23 protein-coding genes are annotated in these 22,625 nt (G+C 72.6%); 20 read left to right on the forward strand and 3 right to left on the reverse strand.

From position 1 onward, the window contains the following. The first annotated feature begins 20 nt into the window (after nt 1–20). Nucleotides 21–1,112, forward strand: coding sequence for an ArsR/SmtB family transcription factor (locus ABEA82_RS18285; protein ID WP_345662600.1), 1,092 nt, complete (start codon nt 21–23; stop codon nt 1,110–1,112). 70 nt (nt 1,113–1,182) lie between these two features. Here ABEA82_RS18285 and ABEA82_RS18290 read toward each other — a convergent pair whose 3' ends face one another. After that, complete coding sequence (locus ABEA82_RS18290) at nt 1,183–1,608, reverse strand: amphi-Trp domain-containing protein (RefSeq protein WP_345662601.1); 426 nt, start codon at nt 1,606–1,608, stop codon at nt 1,183–1,185. Nucleotides 1,609–1,744: 136 nt separating this feature from the next. Further along, nucleotides 1,745–2,461, reverse strand: a complete 717-nt coding sequence (locus ABEA82_RS18295) for a TetR/AcrR family transcriptional regulator C-terminal domain-containing protein (protein ID WP_345662602.1) — start codon at nt 2,459–2,461, stop codon at nt 1,745–1,747. 115 nt (nt 2,462–2,576) lie between these two features. On the opposite strand from ABEA82_RS18295, the gene ABEA82_RS18300 reads away from it, so the two are divergent. The 9 genes from ABEA82_RS18300 to ABEA82_RS18340 all read left to right on the forward strand — a co-directional run bounded on the left by ABEA82_RS18300 (nt 2,577) and on the right by ABEA82_RS18340 (nt 11,182). Further along, nucleotides 2,577–4,340 carry a CocE/NonD family hydrolase gene (locus ABEA82_RS18300; protein WP_425588532.1) on the forward strand — a complete coding sequence of 588 codons (1,764 nt, stop codon included), beginning with the start codon at nt 2,577–2,579 and terminating at the stop codon, nt 4,338–4,340. Nucleotides 4,341–4,366: 26 nt separating this feature from the next. Continuing rightward, nucleotides 4,367–6,016 (forward strand): MFS transporter, encoded by a 1,650-nt coding sequence (locus ABEA82_RS18305; RefSeq protein ID WP_345662603.1) that lies wholly within the window; start codon nt 4,367–4,369, stop codon nt 6,014–6,016. Nucleotides 6,017–6,061: 45 nt separating this feature from the next. After that, nucleotides 6,062–6,580, forward strand: coding sequence for a hypothetical protein (locus ABEA82_RS18310; RefSeq protein ID WP_345662604.1), 519 nt, complete (start codon nt 6,062–6,064; stop codon nt 6,578–6,580). A gap of 103 nt (nt 6,581–6,683) precedes the next feature. Then, nucleotides 6,684–6,884, forward strand: a complete 201-nt coding sequence (locus ABEA82_RS18315) for a hypothetical protein (RefSeq protein WP_003990947.1) — start codon at nt 6,684–6,686, stop codon at nt 6,882–6,884. Nucleotides 6,885–7,041: 157 nt separating this feature from the next. Further along, a complete protein-coding gene (locus ABEA82_RS18320; protein WP_345662605.1) occupies nt 7,042–7,707 on the forward strand; it encodes an HdeD family acid-resistance protein in 666 nt (221 codons plus the stop codon). Nucleotides 7,708–7,758: 51 nt separating this feature from the next. Beyond that, a complete protein-coding gene (locus ABEA82_RS18325; RefSeq protein ID WP_345662606.1) occupies nt 7,759–9,303 on the forward strand; it encodes a hypothetical protein in 1,545 nt (514 codons plus the stop codon). Nucleotides 9,304–9,413: 110 nt separating this feature from the next. Continuing rightward, nucleotides 9,414–9,911: an SHOCT domain-containing protein gene (locus ABEA82_RS18330; protein ID WP_345662607.1), complete on the forward strand. Its 498-nt coding sequence runs from the start codon at nt 9,414–9,416 to the stop codon at nt 9,909–9,911. 30 nt (nt 9,912–9,941) lie between these two features. Next, entirely contained in the window at nt 9,942–10,361 is a 420-nt protein-coding gene (locus tag ABEA82_RS18335) for a DUF7144 family membrane protein (protein WP_345662608.1), read from the forward strand. 122 nt (nt 10,362–10,483) lie between these two features. After that, entirely contained in the window at nt 10,484–11,182 is a 699-nt protein-coding gene (locus tag ABEA82_RS18340) for a Crp/Fnr family transcriptional regulator (RefSeq protein ID WP_345662609.1), read from the forward strand. A gap of 62 nt (nt 11,183–11,244) precedes the next feature. Here ABEA82_RS18340 and ABEA82_RS18345 read toward each other — a convergent pair whose 3' ends face one another. Continuing rightward, nucleotides 11,245–11,790 carry a Pycsar system effector family protein gene (locus ABEA82_RS18345; protein WP_345662610.1) on the reverse strand — a complete coding sequence of 182 codons (546 nt, stop codon included), beginning with the start codon at nt 11,788–11,790 and terminating at the stop codon, nt 11,245–11,247. Nucleotides 11,791–12,117: 327 nt separating this feature from the next. On the opposite strand from ABEA82_RS18345, the gene ABEA82_RS18350 reads away from it, so the two are divergent. The 10 genes from ABEA82_RS18350 (at nt 12,118) to ABEA82_RS18395 (ending at nt 22,596) form a co-directional block, all read left to right on the forward strand. Then, nucleotides 12,118–12,864 carry a hypothetical protein gene (locus ABEA82_RS18350; protein ID WP_345662611.1) on the forward strand — a complete coding sequence of 249 codons (747 nt, stop codon included), beginning with the start codon at nt 12,118–12,120 and terminating at the stop codon, nt 12,862–12,864. 18 nt (nt 12,865–12,882) lie between these two features. After that, a complete protein-coding gene (locus ABEA82_RS18355) occupies nt 12,883–15,105 on the forward strand; it encodes a hypothetical protein (protein WP_345662612.1) in 2,223 nt (740 codons plus the stop codon). A 5-nt stretch (nt 15,106–15,110) separates the two neighbouring features. Continuing rightward, nucleotides 15,111–16,631 carry a coiled-coil domain-containing protein gene (locus tag ABEA82_RS18360; RefSeq protein ID WP_345662613.1) on the forward strand — a complete coding sequence of 507 codons (1,521 nt, stop codon included), beginning with the start codon at nt 15,111–15,113 and terminating at the stop codon, nt 16,629–16,631. After that, nucleotides 16,621–17,982 (forward strand): DUF4407 domain-containing protein, encoded by a 1,362-nt coding sequence (locus ABEA82_RS18365; protein WP_345662614.1) that lies wholly within the window; start codon nt 16,621–16,623, stop codon nt 17,980–17,982. The genes ABEA82_RS18360 and ABEA82_RS18365 overlap by 11 nt, the downstream gene beginning before the upstream one ends. Nucleotides 17,983–18,229: 247 nt before the next feature. Then, nucleotides 18,230–18,904, forward strand: coding sequence for a glycoside hydrolase family 11 protein (locus ABEA82_RS18370; protein WP_345662615.1), 675 nt, complete (start codon nt 18,230–18,232; stop codon nt 18,902–18,904). Nucleotides 18,905–18,906: 2 nt separating this feature from the next. Beyond that, a complete protein-coding gene (locus tag ABEA82_RS18375) occupies nt 18,907–19,605 on the forward strand; it encodes a polysaccharide deacetylase family protein (RefSeq protein WP_345662616.1) in 699 nt (232 codons plus the stop codon). A 91-nt stretch (nt 19,606–19,696) separates the two neighbouring features. Next, complete coding sequence (locus ABEA82_RS18380) at nt 19,697–20,257, forward strand: DUF6461 domain-containing protein (RefSeq protein WP_345662617.1); 561 nt, start codon at nt 19,697–19,699, stop codon at nt 20,255–20,257. Next, a complete protein-coding gene (locus ABEA82_RS18385; RefSeq protein WP_345662618.1) occupies nt 20,254–20,814 on the forward strand; it encodes a hypothetical protein in 561 nt (186 codons plus the stop codon). The genes ABEA82_RS18380 and ABEA82_RS18385 overlap by 4 nt, the downstream gene beginning before the upstream one ends. A gap of 115 nt (nt 20,815–20,929) precedes the next feature. Next, nucleotides 20,930–21,724 (forward strand): SAM-dependent methyltransferase, encoded by a 795-nt coding sequence (locus ABEA82_RS18390; RefSeq protein WP_345662619.1) that lies wholly within the window; start codon nt 20,930–20,932, stop codon nt 21,722–21,724. A gap of 191 nt (nt 21,725–21,915) precedes the next feature. Beyond that, the gene (locus ABEA82_RS18395; RefSeq protein WP_345662620.1) at nt 21,916–22,596 is read left to right on the forward strand and encodes a hypothetical protein; all 681 of its coding nucleotides are present in this window, start codon (nt 21,916–21,918) and stop codon (nt 22,594–22,596) included. The last annotated feature ends 29 nt before the right edge of the window (nt 22,597–22,625 follow it).

The following is a 22,625-nucleotide window of genomic DNA, read 5'->3' on the forward strand; positions in this document are numbered from 1 at the left end:
TTCCGCCGTACGGTGACAGCGTGAGCATCGTCCTCGACCTCGGAGGACTCGGCCCGGCGGATCTCGTGGCCGGGCCCTGCGCACTGTCGGAACTGATGGCGAGCCTGCATGTGCTCGCCGAACCGGAGCACCACCCGGAGGCCGCCGGCTGGGCGGCCCGCGCGGGCGCGGCGGACCCCGATCTGGGTGAGGAGCTCCTCTTCTTCGCCCCTCTCTGGGCCCGCTTCCGCTGCCGCCTGTTCTTTCCCCGGGCCGTGCCGCTCGCGGCGGGCCTGGACGAGGAGCTGGCGGCGATCGCGGCGCTGCGGGCCGAGGAGTTCCTGGAGCTGGTGGCGCCCGGGGTCCTCGGCACCACGGCGGTTCCCGTGCCGCCGGCTCGCGAGCTGCGCCCCGGCAGTGCCGCCGCGCAGGAGTACGCGCGCCGCTGCCTGCGCCGCTCCTACGCCCGCGGTGAGCTGGCGCGACAGCTGGTGGCTTCACCTCTGGAGCTGCGGGACCGGCTGCTGGCGGTGCTGCTGGCCGCCGACACGGCGTTCTTCGCCGAGGACTGGCGGGCGCTCCGGCCGGTCCTGGAGGAGCACGCGCGGGAGGTACGCCGCCGGCTCGCGACCCGGTCGCCCGCGGACGTTCTCGCCGAGCTGCTGCCGACGGCGGACCGGGTCGGGCCGGGGGAACGGGTGCGGCTGGACAAGTTGCAGATCGACGAGGTGAAGGTGGCCCCGCGTCCCCTCGTGCTCGTGCCGTCCGCCCGGGTGTGGCCGCATCTCACGGTCAAGAACGAACACCCCTCGTGCGTGGCGGTGCAGTACCCGGTGGCGGCCGCCGACCCGGGCGGGCAGCTGACCGTGCGGGATCTCCAGGACCGGCTGATGGCGCTGACCTCGCCCGCCCGGATGGAGCTGTGCCGCCATCTGCTGGGCGAGCCGATCACCACCTCCGAGCTCGCCGCCCGGCTCGGCTCCAGCGAGCCACAGGTCTCCCGCGCCCTCAGGACGCTGCGCGAGGCGGGCCTCGTGCGGTCGGCGCGGGAGGGCAAGCTGGTGCGTCACCGGCTGGCCACGGATGTCATCCGGCGGCTCGGCCACGATGTTCTCGCGACCGTGGCCCGGTGAGGCCGCGCTGCCGCCGCCGAGCGGGATCAGGCAGCGACCAGGCTTCGATCACACCGCGACCACGCCGCGATCAGGTCTTGGCGGTCCGCTTCCCGGTTGTGCTCCCGCTGGTGGTGGTCGTGCCGCCGCGAGCGGGCTTGGCGGGCTGGTTCTTCCGCTTCGTGGAGGTCGCCGCGCCCGAGGCCGTCCGCGACGGTGCGGTCCGGGTCGAGGCGGTCCGGGTCGAGGCCGTCCGGGTCGAGGTGGGACGGGTCGGTGTGGTCCGGGGCGGTGTGGTCGGCCATTTGAACTCGAGCTCCAGCTCGATCTCGCCGTCACCGATCTCGACCTCGATCTCACTGCGGAGGTCGTCGGGGATCCGCAGGCTCACCGTTGCGGAGCCGAGTTCCAGTTCGGCGTCCTCGCCTTCCCGCAGTGCGGCTGCGAGTGCCGTGAGTTGGTCGGCCGCCTCGCGGCGGGTCAGTGAGCGCTTCTGCTCGAACTTGAGGTCCGCCATGGGTGCCTCCGATCCGCCAGGAAAGGCAGGTCCGCCAGGAAAGGCAGGAAGGACAGAAAGAACTCGGTGACTCCATTCTGGTGCCAGTTGCGGCACGGGGCCTCCCCGTGGCGGCGCTCGCCGCACCCCGGGCGGGTCAGTCGGTGCCGAGGCCGTCGATCAGGCGGTTGAGGAAGCGGGTGAAAGTGGCGTCGGGGGTGAGGGTGCGGGCGGGGGCCGCGAGGGCTTCGGCCAGTTCCGGGTGGTGGCCGTCGGCGGCGACCACCGCGAGGTAGCGGGCTTCGGCCGCGACCCGGTCGGGGGACCGGACGGCTGCCGCCTGCATCACCTCGTGGGCGACGTGCCCGGCGACGAACGCGGTGAGCTGGGCGAAGACCTCCAGCTTCGCCGCGCCGTCCAGGCCGGTGGGCCGCAGGGCGGCGAGGGCGTGTTCCAGGAACGCCAGGGTGTTGGGACCGAGGCTGCGGCGGGTGGAGAGGGCGGCGGGCAGCCAGGGGTGGCGGAGCATGAGGTCGCGCTGGTGGTGGGCGACGGCCGTCAGGTCGGTGCGCCAGTCGCCGGTGAGCGCGGCCGACGTCGGCAGTTCGCCGCTGACGTGATCGACCATCAGCTCCAGCAGCGTCTCCTTGTCGGCGGCGTAGCTGTAGAGCGACATGACCGCCGTCCCGACCTCCGCGGCCACCCGTCGCATCGTGACCGCGTCGAGCCCCTCCGCGTCCGCCAGGGCCACCGCCGCCGCCGTGATCGCCTCGCGGCTGAAGGCGGGCCTGCGGCCTCTGCGGGGCCGGCCGGGGCCCAGCCACAGCTGTTCGGGGTCGACGCCGGTGGCACCGGACCCGCCGTCACGCGTCACGGGCGCTGCCCTCCTTCCGACGATCGCCTGGGCCCGATCGTCGCGGGCCGCCGTGGAGGCCATCCAAGCATCCTCTATTCTCGTACACTGTACGTAAAAGCGAAGAGGGGGAACCATGGCACGCACCCACGACGCCGCGGCGAGGCCGGCCTGGACACCGTCCGCCCGGAAGCCGCCGCTGTCCTCACGGCTGATGAGGTCGATCTGGCGCGGCCTCCCGGCCAAGCGGTACGACGTCGGCTGGGAGCCGGGGCTGGTGGTGCCGGCCGGCGACGGCAGCCCGCTGGTCACGGACCACTACTTCCCCCGCGCGGACGGCGACTTCCCGACGCTGCTCGTGCGTTCTCCCTACGGCCGGGGCCTGCCCTGGTCTCCCCAGTACGGCGTGCTCTTCGCCGAACAGGGCTTCCACGTGATCCTCCAGAGCTGCCGCGGCACCGGCGGCTCCGGCGGCGCGTTCCACTACTGGCGCAACGAGGCCGCCGACGGCCTCGCCACGGTCTCCTGGCTGCGCGACCAGCCCTGGTTCGACGGCACCCTCGGCACGATCGGCCCCAGCTACCTGGGATACGTGCAGTGGGCGCTCGCCCTGGACCCGCCGCCGGAGCTGAAGGCGATGGTGGTGCAGGTGGGGCTGCACGACCCCCACGCCCTGTTCCACTCGGGCCGTGCCCTCCGGCTGGAGAACGCCCTCCTCGTCGGCGTCGGCGTGGCGCACCAGCACCGGGGGGCCGTGCCCTTCGCCAAGGCCGCGCTGCGGCTACAGCGCCGTATGCGCGACATCGTCGGCGCGCGGCCGCTGCGCGGGGCGTACGCCTCCGCCCTCGGGGACGTGCCGTGGCTGGACGACGTGATGACGCACCCGGACGCCGGCGACCCGTACTGGGACGGCGCGTCCCTGGCACGTGCGGCCGAGGGGCTGAGCGTCCCCACGAGTCTGGTCACCGGGTGGCACGACGCCCTGGCCGACCAGACCTTCGAGCAGTACGCCCGGCTGCGCCGGACCGGGGGCGAGACCGCCCTGCTCGTCGGTCCCTGGACCCACACCTCCGCGCTCCAGCAGGGCTGGCCCGAGGTCTTCGCCGAGAGCCTCGCCTGGCTGCGCGCGCATCTGTGCGGCGATCGCTCCGGGCTGCGTCCCACCCGCGTGCGCGTGCACGTCGGCGGCGAGGACGCCTGGCGGGACCTCGACGACTGGCCGCCGGCCGCCCCGCCGTCCCCCGACGCCACCGAGGCCACCGAGGCCACCGACCGGTGGTTCCCCACGCCGGACGGGCACCTGACCCGGAGCCACCCGGCAACCCCTGAAACGCCCGCAGCCCATGAAGCCCCCGCAGGCCCCGCGGGCTCCTCGTCCGCGACGCCCCCGCCCCTCGCGTCCTTCCGCTACGACCCGGCCGACCCGACCCCCTCCATCGGCGGTGCCCTGCTCTCCCGCACGGCCGGTCCCCTCGACAACGGCGACCTGGAGGCCCGGGAGGACGTCCTGACGTTCACCGGCCCGCCGCTGGCCGAACCCGTGGAGATACTCGGCCCGGTCGCCGCGCGGCTGCGCGTCTCCACGGACACCGGGTACGCCGACGTCTTCACCCGCCTGTGCGACGTGGACGAGCGAGGCCGCTCCACCAACGTCTGCGACGGGTTCGCCCAGCTGGAGACGGTCGGGGAGGAACCCGCGGAGGTCACCGTGCCGATGAGCGCCACCGCCCACCGCTTCCCGGCCGGGCACCGCATCCGCTGGCAGGTCAGCGGCGGTGCCCATCCGCGCTACGCCCGCAACCCCGGCACCGGAGAGTCCCCGATGGACGCCGTCGGCCTCGAACCGACCCGCATCACGCTCCACACCGGCTGCGCGCTGCTGCTCCCCCATGACGGGTGAGGCGGAAACGCCGGGCTTCGGATGCCATGGACACCGTGACACGCTGGCGTGCGCTGATCGTCCTGGGTACGGCCCAGTTCCTGATGGTGCTGGACACCTCCGTCATGAACGTCTCCATCAGTCAGCTGGTGGAGGACTTCGACACCGAGGTCACCGCCATCCAGGCCGTCATCACGCTGTACGCGCTGGTCATGGCCGCGTTCATGATCATCGGCGGCAGGCTCGGGGACATCCTGGGGCGACGCCGTATGTTCCTGCTCGGGCTGGTCGTCTACGCCACGGGCTCGGCCGTGACCGCCGTGGCGCCGACCCTGTGGGTCCTCGCGCTCGGCTGGTCCGTCGTGGAGGGGCTCGGCGCCGCCATGGTGCTGCCCGCCATGGCCGCCCTCGTCGCGGAGTCGTACCGGGGGCGTGACCGGGCCGTCGCCTACGGGGTCATCGGTGGTCTGGCCGGTGCGGGGATCGCCGTCGGACCGCTGCTGGGCGGCTGGGTGACGACGTACCTCACCTGGCGGCTGGTGTTCGCCGGTGAGGTCGTGGTCGTGGTGGCCGTGCTGTGCGCGCACCGGGTGATCCCGCGGACCGACCGGAGCGGGCCGCGCCCCCGGCTGGACGGCGTCGGAGCCGCGCTCTCCGCGGCCGGGCTGGGGCTCGGGGTGCTCGGCGTGCTGCAGAGCAGCACCTGGGGGTGGGTGGAGCCGCGCAACCCTCCCTTCACCGTGCTGGGCTTCGCGCCGACGCTGTTCGTGGTCGGGGCGGGGATCGCCGTGCTGGTCGTCTTCCGGTACTGGGAGCGGCGGCGGGCCGAGCGGGGCGCCGATCCGCTCGTGCACATGGCGCTGCTGGGCAGGCCCCCGCTGCGCGCCGGGCTGATGACGCTGCTGAGCCAGAACCTCATCCTGCTCGGGCTGTTCTTCGCCATCCCGCTGTACCTCCAGGTGGTGCAGGGGTTCGACGCCTTCGAGACCGGGCTGCGGCTGCTCCCGGTGTCGGCCGCCATGCTCGTGGTGTCGCTGTGCGGGTCCTCGCTCGGACGGGTGGCGGGGCCGCGCAGGGTGGTGCGGCTGGCCCTGGTCACCCTGGCCGCGGCGGTCGTGTGGCTGCTCGCCACCATCGATCCCGTCATCGACGACGCGCAGTTCGCCGGTGCCATGGCGCTGCTGGGTGTGGGCATGGGCCTGCTCGCCTCGCAGTTGGGCAACGTCGTGCAGTCCAGCGCGAGCGAGGACGAACGCAGTGAGGTCGGAGGGCTCCAGTTCACGGCCCAGAACCTCGGCTCCGCGCTGGGCACCGCACTCATCGGGTCGATCCTCGTCGGCGCGCTGGCCCACGCCTTCACCGCCCAGGTCGCGGACGACCCGCGGCTGTCCGAGGAGACCCGGCAGCAGACCGGTGTCGCGCTCGAAGCGGGCATCACCTTCGTCTCCACCGACCAGGTGCGCTCGGCGGCCGAGCGGGCCGGGCTGCCGCCGTCCGAGGTCGAGGCCGTCACCGACTCCTACGCCTCGGCGCAGCTCGACGGCCTCAAGGCGGCGATCCTCGCCACCGGCGGCATCGCGCTCGCGAGCTTCACGGTCACGCGGCATCTGCCGTCGGGCCCTTCCCGGAAGCCGGCCGGGGCCGGGGCCGGGCCCGAGGCCGGGGCTCCGGTGGGGGCCGGTGGGCCGACACGCTGAGCATCGAGGCGCCGGGCAGCGGGGCGCCGACCGGAGGAGGCAGTGGTGCGCAGGACCGAACCCGCGGCGGCCACTGCCGCCCGTGCCGAGCGCAGGGCCCATGTGAACTACACGGGCGGTGTCTATGGTTCCCTGCTCGCCGCCTCCGTGGTGATCGGCGCCGGCACGCTGGGCGACTTCCCGCGTGCCGAGCTGGTGGCGCTGCTGTTGCTCACCGGCCTGGTGTTCTGGGTCGCGCACGTGCACGCCCAGTTGTTCGGGGCGCGTCTGGCCGAGCAGAACCTGGACCGCCGGACCGTGCTGCACGTGTGCCGCGACGAGTGGCCGATCGTCAAGGCCGCCGTCCCGCCCGCCGTCGCCGTGGCGATCAGTCCGCTGCTGGGCCTGGACGTGCAGGGCGCGGGGTGGCTGGCGGTCTCCGTGGCCGTGGCCGGGCAGGTCGGCTGGTCCGTGGCGGCGGCGCGGCGGGCCGGGGCACCCTGGGGGCTCGTGTACGGGACGGCCTCGGTCAATCTGGTCCTCGGGCTGCTGATCATCGGCTTCAAGCTGGCGCTGAAGCACTGAGGTCACCTCCGCCGGGTGAAGCGGGCGCCGAGGCCGGGGCCGACGATCGGGAGTAGCGGCTTCGGTCTCCTCTCCCCTACGGCCATCCGCGGGAGAACAGCTCATGCGCTACGAGATCCGCGTAGAGGGACACATGTCGGAAACGCTGACGAAGGCGTTCCCCGAGCTGGGTCACGTGACGATGTCCGGGCAGACCGTCCTGTACGGCCCTGTCGTCGACGAGGCGCATCTGTACGGGCTGCTGGCCCGCTTCCAGTCGCTGGGCCTGCGCGTCGTGGAGATGCGGCAGCTGCCCGAGCTCTGACACAGGGCCGCGCGGCTATCACCCGTCAGGGGTGACCCGGGCGACGCGGTGGCGCCGGACGCTGAGCTTGTCAGGTTCCCGTACACCGCCCGCCCGGCGGTCCGGGGACGACCGGCTCGATCGCGAGACGAACGCGAGACGACCGCGAGGAGGAGCCATGACCTCGTCGTCCGGCCCGGCACCGCGTACCGGCCCCGAAGCCGGCGTCGGCGGCACGGGTTTCCCTCCGGCGGGCGACCCCGCGGAGCTGCTGGCGCGCCTCGGCCGTTCCTGGACCTGGATCATGGGCTCGGCTGTGGCCACCCTGATCCCGGGCATCCTGATGCTGGTCTGGCCGGATGCGACCCTGCACGTCCTGGCGGTCCTCCTCGGCCTGTACCTGCTGGTCACCGGCGGGTTCCGGTTCGTGGCCGTGTTCGGCCGGGAGGAGCACGGCGAGCGGCTCCCGGAACTGCTGCTGGCCGTGCTCTGCATCCTGGCCGGGGTGCTGTGCCTGCGGCACCCGTTGCAGACCATCGCCGCGCTTTCGTTGATCGTCGGCGTCGTCTGGCTCGTGTCCGGCGTCCTCACCCTCTACACGGCCGTCGTCGCCAGGGACCTGCCGCATCGCGGCATCCTCCTCGGCGTCGCGGTGATCGGGATCGTCGCGGGGATCGTGGTCCTCGCCCTGCCCACCGAGTCGGCCCGGGTCCTGACCCGGCTGCTCGGCCTGTGGCTGGTCCTGCTGGGCCTGGCGGAGGTGGCGGTCGCCCTCACATGGCGGGCCGCACTGCACCGGGCGGGCATCAGCGGCGGGCGGCACGGTCCGGCCGACACGGCCTGACACGGCCTGACACGGAAGTGACCGGGGGCGCTCACGACGAGGGGAGCACCCATGGCCCCGAAGGCGGCCCCGGCCTCGCCGGACCCCGCAGGGGCGGGACACGCCGGTGACGACGGCCGTGCCCTGTCCGCCGAGCAGCACGCGGAGTACGTGCGGCTGCGGCGGGCCGCGGCCGTACGCCACCGGGGGCTGCGCCGCGTCGGCGCCTCGCTCCTCCTGCTGGCGGCCCTGCTCCTCGCTCCCCTGGCCGTCGTCGCGGACTGGGTCGACGACACGGTCTCCGACACCGGCCGGTACGTGAAGACCGTCGCGCCGCTCGCCTCCGACCCGGCTGTGCAGGACGTCCTGATCGACCGGCTCACCGACCGCGTCGTGCGGAACGTGGACGTGGCGGCGGTGACGGCGGCGCTCGGCAGGCAGCTCCAGGAGGCCGGGGCGTCGCCCCGCGTCGTGGCGGGCGCCGACGCGCTCACGGAGCCGCTGCGTTCCGCGGTCAGGAGCACCGTCGACCGCACCGTCACCGGCGTGATCACCAGCGAGGCCTTCCAGCAGGCGTGGGAGGGGGCCAACCGGGGGGCCCACGCCGCGGTGTTGCGGATGCTCACCGGTGAGGGCGGTGGGGCGGTGCGTGCGGAGGGCGCGAACGTCCAGCTGGACGTGGGGGCGGTCGTGGACCAGGTCGAGCAGCGGCTCGTCGACGCGGGCTTCGGCAAGGCCGCCGCCATCCCGGAGAGCGACCGGACGATCACGCTGTTCCGGGCAGAGGAGCTGAGCCGGGCCCAGGACGCGATGCGGGTGCTGGACGTCGTCGGCCTCTGGGTGCCCGTGGTGACCGTGCTGCTCGCCGCGCTGGCGGTGTGGACCGCGCCGTCGCACCGCCTCATGCTGATGATCACGGCCACGGGTACCGGCGTGATGATGGTGCTGCTGCTCGTCGCGCTGGCCGTCGCACGCCGGGTCTACCTGGATTCGGTGCCGCCGTCGGTGCTGCCTCCCGACGCGGCCGCGACGATCTACGACACGTTCCTGCGCTTCCTGCACAACAGGGCGGTCACGCTGCTGGTCGTGTCCGTGATCACGGCGCTGACGGCGTACCTGTACGGTCCGGGGCGCCTCGCGCGCGCTGTGCTCGGGACGTGGGGGCGGGGCACGCGGGCGGCCGGTGGCGCGCTGGAGCGGGCCGGTGTGCGCACCGGGGCCCCCGGGCGCCGGCTGGCCCACCGCCTGGGGTGGACGACCGCCGGGGTCGTCACGGCCGGCGTCCTCGCACTGCTGCTCTGGAACGACCCCACGCCCGGCGTGGTGGCCCTCGTCCTCTGCGTCATGCTCGCCGCACTGATCGCCCTGGCGGTGCTCGCCGCTGCGACGGGGCCGGCAGCCGGGCAGGCCCCGCTGGGCGGCGAGGCCCCGTCGGGCGGGCCGGGTGGCGAGCCTCCGGAGGGCGGACCGGGCCCTGAGCCCCCGAAGGGCAGGCCGGACGGCGAGCCCCCGAACGCCGGACCGGGCGGCCGGCCTCCGCAGGGCGGGCCAGGCGGCGAACCCCCGCAGGGCGGGTCTGCGGAACCTTCCGGCAGCGGCCCCGGGAAGCTGACGTGAGCCGTAGCGCAGGCTCACCCCCGGCGGGTGAGGCGGTGGGGACTTGCCGTGGGCACGCTGAGAGTCGGCGCGGCAATGCTGCCGCCGGGCGCTCGGAACGGAGGACGGACATGAGCGCGCAGACCTACCTGGCGTACGACTTCCCCCTGTTGAGCGCCTTCTGGACCATGCTCTGGTTCTTCCTGTGGATCATGTGGTTCGTCCTGCTCTTCCGCGTCGTCCTGGACATCTTCCGCGACGACGACCTGGGCGGCTGGGCGAAGGCCGGCTGGCTGGTGTTCTGCATCGTGCTGCCCTTCCTGGGCGTGTTCGTCTACGTGATCGCCCGCGGCAGGAGCATGGGCCGCCGGGAGGTCGCTCAGGCGCGGGCGCAGCAGGAGGAGTTCCAGGCCTACGTCAGGGAGACCGCGGCCGGCGGCCGGACCAGCAGCGTCGACGAGCTCTCCAGGCTGTCCGAGATCCGCGCCCGCGGTGACATGACGGACGAGGAGTTCCGCCGGGCCAAGGAACTCGTCCTGGCCGGCCACGGCCAGGCACAGGAACCGGGCGGGGGCCATGATCCCGCGGGCCACGCGGGCTCCCCCACCGTCCCCTCTTCCGGTCGCTGACCCTCCGGACAACACGAAAAGAGGTGCGCCATGGCCGCGACTCACACTCGGCCGGCTCACACGGCCAAACGGGAATGGGCGACCGGCATGACCGTGTTCGGCGCCGTGATGCTCTTCCTCGTCGGCCTGCTCGACATCTTCAGGGGCGTCATGGGGATCGCCGAGGACGACGTCTTCGTCACCACGCCCAACTACGTGTTCGCGTACGACCTGACCGGCTGGGGCTGGATCCACCTCATCATCGGCGCGGTCGCCGTGATCATCAGCCTAGGGCTGTTCCAGGCCGCGCCGTGGGCACGGGTCCTCGGCGTGGGCATCGCCGCCCTCGTCATCATCACCAACTTCCTCTCGCTGCCGCAGTACCCGGTCTGGTCGGTCGTGATGATCGCGATCTCCGGCTTCATCATCTGGGCCCTGTGCACGGTGCGGCGCGACAGCCTCGCCCGGTGAGCGTGCGGCGCGGTCGGTGAGGGGGGCGTGAGCACCCTGTGGGTGGATTCCCCCCACCCGGGGCACGAACAACGGGCAGGATTCAAGGACTCGTGGTTCGCCGTCGGCCGGGGGAGGCTGCCATGCCGTACAGCTCCGTGGAGTGGCCCGCGCGCAGTCTGCTCGGGGTCGTGGCGCCCGAGGCGCGGCGGGAGTTGCTCGAACTGGGGGTGCCGGCACGGTTCGAGGCGGGGAAGGTGCTGCTGACCGAGGGCGCCGGCACGCGGCACATGCTGGTGCTGATGTCCGGCTTCGCCAAGGTGACGGCACGCGTGGAGAACGGGGAGGAGTCCCTGCTGGCGGTCTGGGTGGGCGGGGACAGCGTCGGTGAGATGGCCGCCCTGGACGGGTCGCCGCGCTCGGCCACGGTGACGGCGTGCGGCCCGCTGTCCGCGCTGGTCGTGCAACCGGCCGCCCTGCACGCCCTGCTGGCCCGCCGCCCGGAGGTGCACCTGGCGCTGACCAGGATCCTCGCCGACCGGCTGCGCTGGGCCAACCGGCGGCGGCTGGACTTCAAGGGCTATCCGGCGAAGGTGCGGCTGGCCCGGCTGCTGGTGGAGCTCGCCACCCGCTACGGGCGCCCGGTCGGCGACGGCACCGTGCTGGGCTGCCGGCTGACCCAGCCCGAACTGGCCGCGCTCACCGGCGCGGCCGAGACGACGATCCACAAGGGGCTGCGCGAACTGCGCCGCGAGGGCCTGCTGGAGACGGGGTACGGGTCGACCGTCATCCGCGACCTCGACCGGCTCAGGGAGATCGGGGACCTCGCGCCCGGGGACTGATCCCCACTCGTCCCGCCGCGCACATCCCGTCCCGCCGTGCGCGTCCCGTCACGCCGCGCGCGTCACTCCAGCACCGGCCGCAGCACCACCAGCAGCCCGGCGCTCGCCCCCATCACCGCCGTACACACCACCGCCGCCGTCACACACCGGTACTTGCGCACGGCCACCTGGGACAGGAACCGGATCGTCTGGGACAGTTCCCCGCGCTCCCGGTCCGGGTCGCCGTCGCCGTCGCCGGTGCCGTCGCCGCCGGCGCTGCGGGTGGGCAGTATGTCGGGGCCCGAGGCGAGGTGGACGAAGCTGTAGCGGTTGACTCCGGTGGGCTTCAGGACCCGGGGGCGCAGGGTGGCCGCCAGGAAGCCCGCGCCGCCGAACATCGCGCCGAGGAACAGGGCGAGCAGCAGCCCGGCGAGGACGCCCGCCGGGCCGCCCTCCGAGGCGGCGCGCAGCGCCGGGGCGCTCCAGTAGCCGGCCGTGCCGACGAGCGCGGCCTGGGCGGCGGCGAGGATCCCGGCCTTGGTGTCGGCGTGCTGGTGCGTGGTCTGCAGGGCGGTGAACATGAACTGCGCGGGACGGCTGTCGGGGCGGGCGCCGGTGGACGACGGCATGCTGCTCCTTCTGGGGCGGGTGGGCTGACCGGGTCTCCAGTACGCCCCGAAACCGGCCACGGAACCTGGGATTTCTGCGGGATTCCGGGCGCCGATCAGTCACGTTTCACGCCAACTTGCCGAACCCGTCCGTAACTTGCGGCTACCGCTGTATGTTTCCGCACCTTTCCGCATCCCGTATTTCGACGGGGTTCGCGGCGGACGGCGCGTGTAGGACTGGCCTACCGGCGTCCGCGTGTGGGGGGAGCGGACGCCGGTGTCTGCCGGAGTGCGCCCCCGGCCCAGATCCCGGGGTGCGGCTCCATTTCAGTGAGCGGGGAGTCAGGCATGGGAACGTTCGGTCGCAGACTGCTGCTGGCGGTCGACGCGAAGGGATACGGCGGCGTCGACGTGGTGACGCAGCGCGAGTGGCAGGAGGCGATCCGGCGGCTCCTGGAGGAGGCGGCCGGTGCGGCCGGGCTCGCCTGGGACCAGTGGGCGACGCAGGTCGGCGGGGACTCGGTGTTCGCGGTGCTGCCGCAGGGGGCGTCCGAGCCCGCCCTCGTCGACCCGTTCATGCGGCAGCTGGAGTCCGGGCTGCGCATCTTCAACCGCAACCGGCGTGACGAGGCCCGGCTGCGGCTGCGGGCCGCCGTGCACTTCGGTACCGCCTCGCCCGCGGCCAACGGCTTCGAGGGCCGGGCCCCGGTCGAGATCGGCCGGCTGCTGGACAGCCGGGTGCTGAAGGCGGCGCTGGCCGCGGCGCCGGACGCGCCGCTCGCGCTCGCGGTCTCCGCGACCGTCTTCAACGACGTGATCGGCGAGGCGTACACGACGATCCGGCCGCAGGAGTTCCGTGAGGCGCGGATCGCGGAGAAGGAGTACGCCGGACGGGCGTGGATCCGGGTGCCGGGGTACGACGTGAACGCCCTGGACCTCGGGGACGCCGAACCCGGCGCGCAAGGGGGCGCAGGGAGCGCGGCAGCTATCGATGCGCGCCCCACGAGCGCCCCAACTGCCCCCGGTGACACAGTAGTTCAGGAGTTCAACGGAACCGTGCACGCCCAGGGTGCCGTCTTCGGGATCTCCAAGTGACCTGAGTGACGGCCGAGGATGAACGAGGAACACGAGGAACACAGCGAGCAGAGCGCTGCGCCCCAGGGTGAACCGGAGGCGCAACCCTCGCAGGACGTGCCGGACACCCCGGCCCAAGCGGAATCGCCGGCAGAGCCGGAAGCGGAATCGGAAGCTGAATCGGAAGCGCAACCGGAGTCAGAACCGGAACCGCGGAAGACCGGCGAGTCCGAACCCCGGCAACAGGACCCGCCCGAGAAGACGGACCCATCGGCCCCGGCCACCGCGGCCACCCCTTCGGAGCAGGTCCACCACAACAGTGTCAACCAGTACTTCTACGGCGAACTCAACGCCTCCGGCGCGCAGTTCGGCATCGGCACGGCCGGTTCCGACAACGCGCGGCGCCGGGCCGTGGGACGTCTCGACGCGGGCGAGGCGGACGCGATCCTCGCGCCGTACGTCAAGCCCGCCTGCTTCGAGCGGGCCGCGCTCGCCCTGGAGCAGGACGGGGTCGTGGTCCTGGTCGGGCCGCCGGGCACGGGCAAGCGGTCCGGGGCGGTGGCGCTGGTCGACGCGCTCGCGGACGGGTCGGAGTACGTCGTGCTGTCGCCGGGCCGCAGCCTGGACGACCTCGCGAGCGGCCGGGTCGCCTTCGAGAAGGGCGTCGGCTACGTCCTCCTCGACCGGATGAGCGACGACACCTCCCAGACCGCGGACTTCGACTGGCGGCGGGTCCGGGACACGGTCCGCGAGCACGACGCCCGTCTGGTCGTCACCACCGTGCACCCCGTCGACGGCGGTGTCGTCGAGTCCGTGCGGCACGTGTCCTGGGAGCTGCCGGACCTCACGGCCGTCCTGCGGGTGCGGCTGGTGCGGGAGGGGTGTGCGCGGGACACCGTGGAGGGGGCCGTGTCGCGGATGCCCGACGGCTGCCGGATCGCCGAGGTCGCGGCGGCCGCCGAGCGGATCGCCCGCGGGGCCGCGCCGGACGAGGTCTGGCGGGACTACGGCAGCGGCGCGGCCCAGCCCGTGCGCGACTGGTTCGCCGAGGACCGTACGCCGCAGGAGTGGGCCGAGGTCACCACGCTGGCCTTCGTCAACGGGGCCGGCTACCGCGACTTCGAGACCTGCCAGGAGCGGCTGGAGAACTGGGTGCAACCGGCGTTCGCGGCTCCCGTCACCGAGGAGGAGCAGGCCGCCGCGGCCCGGCGGGCCGTCAACCGCAGGCAGTCGCTGTCCCACAACGATCTCGTCGCCGTGGAGCAGCGCAAGAACGGCGCCCTCACCCGCACCGCGCTGGTCTTCCCCCACCCCCAGTACCGGCAGTGGGCGCTGGAGGAGCTGTGGACCCGGCTCTCCACCCCGTACTGGAACGGCGTACGGGACTGGCTCACCGAACTCGTCGGCGCCCAGCCGGGACTGGGGCTCCAGCTGTCCGTCGCGCAGGGGCTCGCACTGCTCACCCGGCCCGCCTTCGACGAGGTCGCCGACAACTATCTGCACCCCTGGGCGGGCGGCGCCGCCGGCCCCGCCGGGCAGTCGACGGCCACGCTGGTGTTGCAGTGCATGTGCCTGGACGAGAGCCTCGCCGCCACCGCGCTGGGCGTGGCCCGCGGCTGGGCCCGTTCCTACGACCCGGTGCTGCGGTCGACCGCGGCGGCGGCGTTCAGCGGGGCGCTGGGCGTGCGCTTCCCGACGGACGCCGTCACCATCCTGCTGAAGATGATCGTCCGGCGCGGCGGCCTCCCCGTGGACGCGGCGTTCGCGCTGGCCGGTCTGGTCGCGGTGCTCGCCGAGTGCGGGCAGGACACGGGGGCGGTGTTCCGGCCGCTGGCGTACCGGCTGCGGGCGCAGCGCGAGACGCTGACCGGGCAGTACAAGGAGAACCTCCTGGGTGCCACCCTGACCGTGCTGCGGGCCCGCGACGCGCGGACCGGGCGGCTGGTGTGCGCCTCGCTGCTGGAGCGGGACGTCCGCCGGACCGCCACCATCGGCGAGCTGTGGGCGGGTGTGCTGGACAACCTGCCGCGCCGGGGCCGGGCCCTGGCGGCCCTGAACGCCACCCTGCGCGAGCTGCCGGCCGTCTCGGAACGGCCCGAGCAGGTGGCCGAACGATTCGGCGAGGCCGTGGGCGAGGCCCTGCCGCCGGACGACGGTCCGCCGCTGGCCGCGGCCCTGCGGCAGGTAGCCGCCCGCGCCGACGAGCAGACCACCGCCGTGGTCGAGATCTTCCTTACCGCCGTACTGAGCACGAAGGGCTGACAGGCATGGCTGAGAAATACCCGCTCGTCGAGCAGCGGGAGTACGGGCGGCCGGAGAAGCGCGGCGGCATCTGGCGCAAGCGGATCACGCGCGCCGACGAGGAACTGCCCCGGGTCGCCGCCCACCAGGTGCGCGTCTTCCGGGTCGGCGAGGAGTACGTCGAGGACCACGGGCAACTGCGCGCCGACGACCCGGTGGTGGTGGACGCCAGCTCGGTCACGGTCGTGGACCGGCGCATCGAGGTGCCCGTCGTCGTGGAGACCCGCATCCCCTCGGCCGAGGCGGGCGACTTCACCGTCCGGGCCTGGTTCCACTGCACGGTCACCGACCCGTGCGCGGTCGTGCGTGACGGTGTCACCGACGTGGAGGCGCTGCTCCTCGCCCATCTGCGCGAGGTGCCGGGGCTCACCGAGGACGGCAGCGACCTGCCCGTCGTCGACACCGCCGCCGTACGCGCCCGGATCGACGCCCGGCTCACCGCGTACCACGAGATGCGGCCCTCCGTGGTGTCGGGGATCCGCGCCCGGCACGGGGTGATCGAGGTCCTCACCCCCGAGGAGATGTCCGCGTACGTCGCGGAGCTGGAGCGGACCCGCCGGGAGCGCGAACGCGACCGCCAGCGGGAGGAGATGGAGCAGCAGGCGGCGCTGGACCGGGCCCTGCGCGAGGCCGAACTGGAGCTGAAGCGCGAGGAGATCCGCAACCTCCAGGCGGTGCGCAAGGAGCGCAACCGGCAGGAGGAGGAGACGCTGCGCACGGGCTACGAGCGCGGCGCCGGTGTGGAGCAGCAGGACTACGAGCTGGCGATCGAGCGCCGGCGCAACCGTTTCACCCGGGACGAGATCACGGACGACCTCCAGCTGATCGGTTCCGACCCGCTCTCCGCCGACTTCATGGCGTGGCGCAACGGCGACATCAGCGCCGATGAACTGTCCAAGCGGCTGCACGCGGCCGAGGAGCGCCGGGACACCCGCCAGGACGACCGGCTGCGGCTCGACCGCGACTACGAGTTCCAGCGCCACGGCCTGGACCGGGACGACCGGCGCTGGCAGATCGAACGCGACGACCGGCGCCAGGAGCTGACCCGCAAGGAGGAGCAGGACGAGACGGCCGCCCGGCGTCACGAGGACGCCCGGCGCTGGGATCTGGAGCACGAGGACCGGCTGCGGCAGCGCCAGGAGGAACGCGCGGACGCCAAGGAGCTCCAGCGCGACCAGCGCGAGTGGGCGAAGGAGCAGCTCAGCGTGCGGGCGACCCTGGGCAAACAGGCCATCGACCGGGGCCTGTTCGACAGCACCATGTACGACGCGGGCGCCTTCATCAACAGCGTCGGCGACGTCGCCTACAACCAGTCCCCGTCGCAGGGCGGCGGGCCGGAGATGCCCCAGGCGGAGCTGAAGGGCGAGGTCAAGGGTGAGTTGCGCCGGGGGTCCCGGCGGACCGCCGAGACCGAGCCGGCCGCCGACGACATGGACGAAGCCGACGACTTCGATCCCGCGAACCAGGAGGGACGCCTTGGCAACTGACACCCCGCTGCGTCCGGCCGACAGCGCCGCCTTCGACGACGACCGGAGCAGCCAGTCCCGCCCCGCGCCGCCGGCGTTTGGCTGGGCGCCCCGGCTGCGCCGCCTGATCGGCATCGAGGAAGGGCTGCTGGCCTGGGTGCCGGAGGAACGCCCCCGCTACACCTGGTACGGCGCGCTCGTCGTCAACACGGCGCTGCTGGGCGCGGTCTCCATGGTGCTGGCGCTCTCCAGCTTCCGCTCCGACCTGCCGCTCGCGGCCGTGCTCGTGGTCGCCGTGCTCTGGTTCTGGGTGATCCTGGCCCTGGACAGCTGGCTGGTCTCCAGCACCCACGGCACGGCGGTGCGCAAGTGGACCCTGCTGGTGCGGTTCTTCCTGTCGGTGCTGCTGGGCCTGTTCATCGCCGAGCCGATCCTCTTCCAGATCTTCGACAAGGAGATCCGGCAGGAGATAGCCGTCGGCAACGATCAGAAGGTCGCCGACTACCGGGGCATGCTCGTCTCCTGCAACCCGACCGACGGCGCCTCCACCACCGGCCGTCCCGAGTGCGCCCGCTACCAGCTGAAGGTCGCGGGCTCCCCCGCCGAACTGGCCCGCCAGATCAAGAGCAACGGCGACCGCGCGGCGGCCCTGCGGACCCAGGTCGCCGACATCAACAAGACGCTGAACGACAAGCTCGACACCGAGCAGCGCCTGTGCGGCCCGAAGTACTGGATCGTCCGGAACGGCGTCCGGGACGTCACCATCACCTGCGAGCGGGCCCGCAAGGCCACCTCGGAGTACGAGGACAACAGCAAGATCAGGACGTACGAGGAGCAGCTCAAGGGCCTGGTCGCCAAGGGGCAGCAGTTGTCCGCCCGGAAGGACGAGGCCGCCGACGAGTACCAGCCCCTGCTGCAGAAGGCCGTCGACGACAAGACCCGGCGGCGGGCGGCCGACCTGGACACCGACGGCATCCTCACCCGCGCCCACGGCCTGAAGGAGGTCGCCAAGTCGGACGGCTTCGCGCTGTTCCTGACGATCGTGCTGCACCTGCTCCTGCTCTGCCTCGACGCGATGCCCGTCCTGGCCAAGGTGCTCAGCGGCGCCACCTCGTACGACACCCTGCTCGGCGCCCGCCACCGCACGAGCCGGCGGCTGTACGCCGAGGAGCTGGAGGTCCAGCACACCTGCGCCCGCCTGGAGCACGACGTGCGGCGCCACCGCGTGCAGCTGGACACGGCCGACCGCATGAGCCGTCTGGACCAGGAGCACCAGCGGGCCCAGGCGGAGCGCGCGGCGGCGGAGCGCGCGGAACTGGAGGAGCGGATGGAGCGGATCATGCGGACGCGAGGAGCGAACACCCCGGTTTGATCCGGAAAGCCAACGAAACATTCGATGACCGGAACCCTGCCCTCCGCACCAGTGGGGCAGGGTTCTTCTCACTACCGAAGTTCAACTGCCGACTGAACAGCACATATCCACCCTCGGACGTACCGGACCGGCGACGAATATTTCGCAACAGTCGCCGAAACCATTGACAGTTGACAGGGCCAGACCAACACTCCCGGGTGACAGAACGCCTCCATCGACCCCACGCACACGAGGAGGAAGCACCCCCATGACTCACGCCCTCGGCCGCTTACGGCTGCTGCTCAGCAGCGCCGTCACCCTGCTGCTGGTCGCCGTCGCCGCCCTCGCCCTGCCGGGCACCGCCCACGCGGACACGGTCGTCACCACGAACCAGACCGGCACCAACAACGGCTACTACTACTCGTTCTGGACAGACGCGCCGGGCACGGTCTCCATGACCCTCTCCTCCGGCGGCAGTTACAGCACCTCATGGCGCAACACCGGGAACTTCGTCGCCGGCAAGGGCTGGAGCACCGGCGCACGCCGCACCGTGACCTACTCGGGCACGTTCAACCCGTCCGGCAACGCCTACCTGACCCTGTACGGCTGGACCGCGAACCCGCTCATCGAGTACTACATCGTCGACAACTGGGGCACGTACCGGCCCACGGGTACCTACAAGGGCACCGTCACCAGTGACGGCGGCACGTACGACATCTACAAGACGACGCGGTACAACGCCCCGTCCGTCGAGGGCAACAAGACCTTCGACCAGTACTGGAGCGTGCGGCAGTCGAAGCGGACGGGCGGCACCATCACCGCCGGCAACCACTTCGACGCGTGGGCCCGCGCGGGCATGCCCCTCGGCAACTTCAAGTACTACATGATCATGGCGACCGAGGGTTACCAGAGCAGCGGCAGCTCCAACATCACGGTGCGCTGACGATGAGGACCCGCACACGCTCCCCACGACGCGCCCTGGTCACCACGCTGACGGCCCTCGCGACCGCCGCGGCGGCCACCCTCACGACCGCCACCGCCACCGCCGCCCCGGACCGGGCCGCCGCCTGCTCCGGCTACGTCGGACTCACCTTCGACGACGGCCCGTCCGGCAACACGACGAAGCTGCTCGACGCACTCCGCCGGAACGGGCTGCGGGCCACGATGTTCAACCAGGGCCAGTACGCCGCGGCCAACCCGGCCCTGGTCCGGGCCCAGGTGGCCGCCGGCATGTGGGTCGCCAACCACAGCTACACCCACCCGCACCTGACCCAGCTGAGCCAGGCACAGATCGACTCCGAGATCTCCCGGACCCAGCAGGCCGTCGCGAACGCGGGCGGCGGCACACCGAAGCTCTTTCGCCCGCCGTACGGCGAGACCAACGCGACGGTCAAGTCGGTCGCGGCCCGGTACGGCCTGACCGAGATCATCTGGAACGTCGACTCCCAGGACTGGAACGGCGCGAGCACCGACGCCATCGTCCAGTCCGTCGGCCGCCTGACCAACGGCCAGGTCATCCTCATGCACGACTGGCCCGCCAACACCCTCGCGGCGGTCCCCCGCATCGCACAGTCCCTGACGGCCCGCGGTCTGTGCGCGGGGATGATCTCCCCGCAGACGGGCCGGGCCGTGGCGCCCGGCTGACCGAACGGCGCGACGGCCTCCGCGAGCCGTCGCGCCACCCGGCCGACCGGCGGACGACCGACTGTCAGTGGTCCCTTCTACGATGCGTCGCATGCCTGAATGGATGCACGTCACCGACCCTGTCCTGAACGCGGGTTGGCACGACGAGGTGAACCTCGTCTTCGGCCGCGGCATGGGGCTCGACGCACTCACCGAAGGGCTGCGCGGGGTGCACCGGGAGCCCCTTGTCACCGGGGAGGGGAACGGGTGGGCGTGGGCGGTGCACGACATGCTCAACGCCGAGATCGAGGACTACGACCCGGTCTCCTACGGGCCGCTCAGCGCGGGCGCCGAGATCGTCGTGCTCGTGACCGAGCCGTGCAGCGCGAAGGCGCATCCGCCGAACTTCGAGTACTACCGGGACGGGCGGCTGATCACCTGGTTCAGCTTCGAGGACCTGACGCAGCGTCCGGGGGACAACCCGGACTACCTTTCCCCCGAGTTGCTGGCCGCGAAGCTGATCGGACCCGACGCCGCGTGCGAGAAGGCGGACGACAGCGGCCATGACTGCTTCGACCACCACTACGACGACCACAACCGCATCGTCCGCGCGGTCGCCGGCTTCTTCTCCCTGCCTTCGCCGCCGCTGTCCGCGGAGGTGACGGCCCCGTGACCTGGCTCGCCCCGGTCGGCTTCCGCACGTTCTGCCGGGGGATCCCCCTGGCCGACCTGAACGGCTTCTTCACCGAGGCCGGACTGCCCGCCGCCGCCTCCGGTGCGTCGGAGGACGGCTGGGCCTGGCTCGCCCACCACGCCGAGACCAACCCGGACGGCGGAGCGATCCAGCAACTCGGCCAGTACATCACCGGCTTCCGCTACGCGGACCGCGTCAGCGACCAGCACAACGTCCACATGGTCTTCCTGGCCTCCACCCCGGCCTGCACCTGCGGCCATTCCTATGCGGTGCCGCACTGCGCCCAGCACCCCTGCCAGTTCGCCTACAGCCGCGGCGGCTTCGCCGTGTCGCTCTTCAACCTCGGCGAGCGCCGGGAGTCCCACCGCTTCGGCAGCCAGGCCGACCTCTTCGTACGGCAGTTCCTGGAGGAGGGCCTCGTCGGGCGCACCACCCGCTACGACTCCGAGCCGGGCTTCAACACGGACGGCACCGAAACCGTCCGGATCATCGCCGAGCACTTCGGGCTGCCCGTCGGGCCCCTCCGGCGGGACTGATGGCCGAAACTCCATGGTGGTCAGGCAGCAGGGGCGGCCGACGCCCGGGTCCGGCCGGGAATCTCACCTAGGTTGGTGGACCGGTCCCCCCTACCCCCGCCCCCAGGAGACCCGGATGCCCCACGACAGCCTGCGCGCCCGTATCGACACGTCCAAGCCGCACTCCGCGCGCTTCTGGAACTACTTCGTCGGGGGCAAGGACAACTACGAGGTCGACCGCGAGATCGGCGACCAGATCAAGTCGATCTTTCCGGGCCTGGTCGACGTGGCGGTCACCAGCCGCCGCTTCCTGGGGCGGGCCGTCGGGTATCTGGCCGGTGAGCAGGGGGTGCGGCAGTTCCTCGACATAGGGACGGGGTTGCCGACCGCCGACAACACGCACGAGGTCGCGCAGCGCGTCGCACCGGACGCCCGGATCGTCTACGTCGACAACGACCCCATCGTGCTGGCCCACGCCAACGCGCTCCTCACGAGCACCCCGGAAGGCCGCACCGCCTATCTGGACGCCGACCTGTACGACCCGGAGGCCGTCCTGGAGGCCGCCGCGGGGACGCTCGACCTCTCCCGGCCGGTCGGCCTGATGATCCTCAACACGCTCGGCCATGTCGCCGACCACGACCAGGCGCGTGAGCTGGTGCGGCGGCTCATGGCCGGGTTGCCGTCGGGCAGCCACCTCGTGATCAGTGACAGTACGGCGACGAGTGAGGGGATGATCGCGGCGTCGGAGGCGTACAACGCGAGTGGGGCTGTGCCGTACTACGTCCGGAGTGTGGAGGAGATCGCCGGGTTCTTCGACGGGCTTGAGTTGGTGGAGCCGGGGGTTGTGAGGGTGCCGGAGTGGAGGGCCGGGGCTGAGGGGGTTGGTGTTGTGGCGGTGGATGCGTTCTGTGGGGTGGGGCGTAAGCCGTAGGGGTGGGCGGGGTTGGGGGGCGGGTGCGGGGGCGTGGGGGCTGGTCGCGCAGTTCCCCGCGCCCCTAAAAAAGACTGCGCAGTTCCCCGCGGCGCTAAAAAGACTGCGCAGTTCCCCGCGCCCCAAGAACGCGCCGTTCCCCGCGTCCCCAAGAAAAGGCGTCGTGGGTGCTGGGGCTGGATAATCAGGGTATGGGCGTGGCGGCTTTCGTTTCTGAGTCGGTTCGGCGGTTGCTCCGGGATCTGGTTGATGTGGGCGAGGTGTACTCGCTCGTCCTCATGGGCGGGTACGCCATGCTGGCGCACGGGCTCGTGGGGCGGGGCGGGCCGGACGTGGACGTCGCCACCGAGCATCCCGCCGCGATGGACGGCATCGCCGACGCCGTCCGGGCCGGGCTGGTGGAGCGCGGGTGGCTGGTGCGGAGCCTGGAGACCGATCCGCTGGCCGCCCAGTTCCTGGTCACCGACGCGGCGACCGGCGAGGAGTACGGGGTCGGCGTCCACAAGGAGGTGCTGTGGCGTCCGCCCGTGGTGACGGAGCTCGGGCCTGCCCTCTCCCTCGACGACCTCGTCGGCACCCGCGTCCGGGACCTGGCCGACCGCGGTCTCGCTCGTGACCTGGTCGACGTGCACGCCGCCTCGGCCCGCTGGAGCCACCCCGAACTGGAGGAGCTCGGCCGCCGCCACTCCGACGCCTTCGACCTCACCGACCTCCAGTCCCGGCTGACCGGCACGGACTGGCTGGACGACAGCGCGTTCACCGCCCGCGGCCTCGACGTCCGGGACGTCGCGGGGCTGCGCCGATGGGCCCAGGAGTGGGCCGACGACATCGCGGAACGGCTCATCGAGGGCGAGGCCCCCGACGAGGAGTGACCAGGGCCCCTCCTACCGGTCGGTACCCT

This window comes from Streptomyces venetus (assembly GCF_039540295.1).
Taxonomy (GTDB): Bacteria; Actinomycetota; Actinomycetes; order Streptomycetales; family Streptomycetaceae; genus Streptomyces; species Streptomyces venetus.